Source organism: Roseateles sp., assembly GCF_049240545.1.
Taxonomy (GTDB): Bacteria; Pseudomonadota; Gammaproteobacteria; order Burkholderiales; family Burkholderiaceae_C; genus Paucibacter_A.
In genome coordinates, this window is sequence record NZ_JBMLSK010000276.1 from 1 (window position 1) to 3,879 (window position 3,879).

Consider the following 3,879-nt stretch of genomic DNA (forward strand, 5'->3'; position numbering starts at 1 on the left):
AGAACGTGGGGTGGATTTGCCCAACTTCGTGCGCTTTGACGATTGGTGGAAGCGCGGTGAGAACCTCTACATGGAGAACTTCTCTCAGGCTGGGTTCTCTCCGGTAGACGCGAGCGATCTCCAGACTGGCGACTGCTTCCTGATGCAGGTGGCATCAAGCGTTCCGAATCACGCAGCGGTTTACCTCGGAGACGGGCTGATTCTTCATCACTTGCAGGGGCGTCTTTCCAGTCGTGATGTCTACGGCGGCTACTGGCAAAAAGTCACAACACACATCCTTAGATATGGTCACGGTCATTCTTCTCGGTGAACTCGGGCGCCGCTTTGGTCGCAGGCATAGCCTGGCCATTTCGTCGGCTGCGGAGGCCATTCGGGCGTTGGTAGCCAATTTCCCTGCTTTTGAGCGGGAACTGGTGTCCTCTGGCGAGCGCGGCGTCGGATACCGCGTGCTGGCCGGCCGTGAGGCACTGACGCTGGAACGCCTGCACGAGCCAACGGGGCAAAACCGCATCACGATTGCACCGGTGGTCTCTGGCGCGGGTGGCAATGGCCTCGGTCAGATATTGCTCGGCGCAGCCTTGCTGGCTGTGGCCTGGTGGAACCCGCTGGGCTGGGCTGCGTCGGGCGCGTTTTTGTCCCAGGCGACGCTTTATTCGGTGGGTACTGCCATGATTCTTGGTGGTGTGGCGCAGATGATCGCCCCCACGCCCAAGGCCACCGAGCCCTCGGAGCGGCCTGAGAACAAGCCCAGCTACAGCTTCAATGGCGCGGTCAACACGACCGCTCAGGGGCATCCTGTGCCTGTTGGGTATGGGCGGCTAATTGTTGGCTCGGCCGTGATCAGTGCCGGGATCGACGTGGACGAGATTGCTGCATGACCAAGCTCATCATTGGTGCTGGCGGTGGCGGTAAAGGAGGCGGAGGGAGCGCCCGTGTGGCGCAAGAGGCCCCCGACAGCCTGCGATCAAAAGCCTATGCGCGGGTGGTTGACCTCATCTCCGAGGGCGAGATTGAAGGGTTGGTCGATGGCCTTCAGTCGGTCTACCTGGACGACACGCCCATCCAGAACGCTGACGGCACTGCCAACTTCTCAGGCATCACTCTGGAGACCCGCAACGGCAGCCAGCAGCAAAGCTATGTGCCCGGGTTCTCATCTGTTGAGAACGAGGTGGTTGTCGGCGTAGAGGTCAAAGCCAGTCAGTCAATCGTGCGGTCCATCACTGATCCGGATGTGGACGCTGTCCGCATCAAGGTGAGTGTGCCGCAGCTCACGAACCAAGACACGACCAACGGCGATCTGAACGGGAGCTCGGTCAACTTCGCCATTGATCGGCAGGTCAATGGCGGTGGCTTCGTTGAGATCGTCAATGACACGATCTCCGGCAAGACCACTACCAAGTACCAGCGCAGCTACTACGTGCCGCTCACTGGCAGTGGCCCTTGGGAAATTCGGGTGCGTCGAATTACTGCGGACTCGACATCCAGCGCGGTTCAGAACAAGACGTTCTTCGACTCGTACACGGAGGTCATTGAGAGCAAGCTGAGGTATCCCAACAGCGCCCTGGTGGCACTTCGCGTAGATGCCTCGCAGTTTTCCAACATTCCACGGCGCAGCTATGACATGAAGCTGCTACGGGTGCGGGTCCCGGTGAATTACGACCCCATCACCCGGGCCTACAGCGGGGTTTGGAACGGAACCTTCAAGATCGCCTGGACCGATAACCCTGCCTGGTGCTTTTTTGACCTGGTCACCAGTACCCGCTATGGCCTGGGTGGGTATATCCCCGAGGCCCAGGTCGACAAGTGGGCGCTCTACCGAGTAGCCCAGTATTGCGATCAACTGGTGCCCAATGGCCTGGGCGGATTTGAGCCTCGCTTTACCTGCAACTTGTATCTCCAGACTCGGGAGCAAGCCTACAAGGTCGTGCAGGACATGGCCTCGATCTTTAGGGGAATGGTGTACTGGTCTGGCGGAGCCATCACGGTGACGCAAGATGCCCCCGCTGATCCGGTCTATCAGTTCGCACCCAGCAACGTGGTTGAAGGCGAGTTTGCTTACCAAGGATCTTCTGCCAAAGCGCGCCACACCGTGGCCTTGGTCACCTGGAATGATCCGGAAGATTTTTACCGTCAGAAGGTGGAGTACGTTGAGGACGCCACTGGCATTGCTCGCTACGGCATCGTGCAAAGTGAGGTGGTGGCGCTTGGCTGCACCTCCAGAGGACAGGCGCACCGCGTGGGCAAATGGCTCTTGTACTCCGAGCAGTCGGAATCCGAGATCGTCACCTTCCGCACGGGACTGGAGGGCGCTGTGGTACGCCCAGGCGATGTCATCAAAGTGGCTGACCCAGTCCGAGGTGGTATGCGGCTTGGGGGGCGGGTCGCCGCTGCATCTGCCAGCACGGTCACCTTGGATCAAGACCTTCCGGCGGATCTTCCCTGGCGTTTGTCTGTGATCTTGCCTACGGGGGCAATTGAAGAGCGCCTGGTAGGGCCGATCTCGGGGCGGACGTTGACGGTGACCATCCCCTTTAGCGCGTCACCTCAGCCAGGTGCCATTTGGGTGCTGTCATCCTCGATCATCGAGCCGCAGCTATTTCGGGTGGTTGCGGTTGCCGAGCGTGATCCCGGCGTGCATGAGGTCACCGCGCTGGCGCACAACCCAAGCAAATTCGATGCAATCGAAAAAGGGCTGGCGTTACAACCTCGCTCGATCACGGTGCTCTCGGATATGCCTGCGGCACCGACCGGCCTTAGCGTCCAGGAGAGCCTTTACCGGGTGAAAGATCAGGCGCAAGTTCTGGTGCAGGTTTCATGGAATGAGGTGCAGACCGCAGTCGCTTACCGGTTGTCCTTCCGGGTGGCCGGCGGCAACTTTGTCAGTCTGCCGCTCACCAGCGCCAATTACGTTGAAATCCGCGATGCGCAGGAGGGGGCTTATGAATTCAGCCTTCGTGCCATCGGCATCACCCGCAAGGAGAGCGTGCCTGCAACTTACAGCGCCACGGTGCTGGGCAAGACGCTGCCGCCTTCGGATGTCACCGGCTTCCTGGTTCAGCGCCGGGTCTCCGATCTGCTGATTACCTGGGATGAAGTCCAAGATGCTGACCTCGCGGGCTACGAGGTCCGTGTGGGTTCTGGCTGGGACAACGGCCAGCTTGTCGCTAAAACCGCTGGCACGCAGATGGTCCATGACCAAAGCGCCGCCGGGCTGTACCCGTATCACATCCGAGCCTACGACACCTCAGGGAACTACAGCGCCCATGTGACGACCTTTGTCCTGAGCCTGCAAGCGCCCTCGACGGTTCGCCAGCTCGATGTGGTCCAGTCAGCCAACCGGCTGGAGTTTCGCTGGCAGCCCAATCCGGAGCCTGAAGTCGTCGGGTACGAACTGCGTGAGGGCGCGGCCTGGGATGCCTCTCTCTTTGTCGCCGAGGTCAAGTCCACGAGCTACACGTTGCCATCTGGGTTTGATGGCGAGCGCAAGTTCTGGATCAAGGCCATCGCATCGCCCGGCATCTACGGCGATACGCCAACCTTTGTGTCGACCGTGGTTGCCCAACCGCAAAACGCCAACCTGATTCTTGAGCGCGATGAGCAGGCGCTCGGCTTTCCGGGTACCAAGCACTTTGCCTCGGTCGTATCGGTCAACGGTCACAACGTTTTGCGCATGAGCACGGGGGCGCAGATAGCCGAGTACTTGTTTGAAGTCGATCTTGTCTCGCCTGTTCGCGCCCAGAACACTCTCCTCAACAGTCTCGGGGCCTCGGTGGATGACCGAACCACATGGCTGGAGGCCAATTTCCCTTGGAGCAGTGATGCGGCCAGGCGCCAGTGGGCCTACGACGGTGCAATCGCCAACGTGGATGCCCGGTTCCA

3 protein-coding genes are annotated in these 3,879 nt (G+C 60.2%); all 3 read left to right on the forward strand.

Going from position 1 to position 3,879, the window contains the following annotated elements:
- A partial coding sequence (locus tag ACOVRJ_RS17710) for an NlpC/P60 family protein (protein ID WP_422045155.1) occupies positions 1–310 on the forward strand: 310 nt, incomplete at its 5' end.
- Positions 285–878: a tail assembly protein gene (locus ACOVRJ_RS17715; RefSeq protein ID WP_422045156.1), complete on the forward strand. Its 594-nt coding sequence runs from the start codon at positions 285–287 to the stop codon at positions 876–878. The genes ACOVRJ_RS17710 and ACOVRJ_RS17715, both read left to right, overlap by 26 nt.
- Positions 875–3,879, forward strand: a 3,005-nt coding sequence (locus ACOVRJ_RS17720) for a host specificity protein J (protein WP_422045157.1), incomplete at its 3' end; no start/stop codon positions are given. The genes ACOVRJ_RS17715 and ACOVRJ_RS17720, both read left to right, overlap by 4 nt.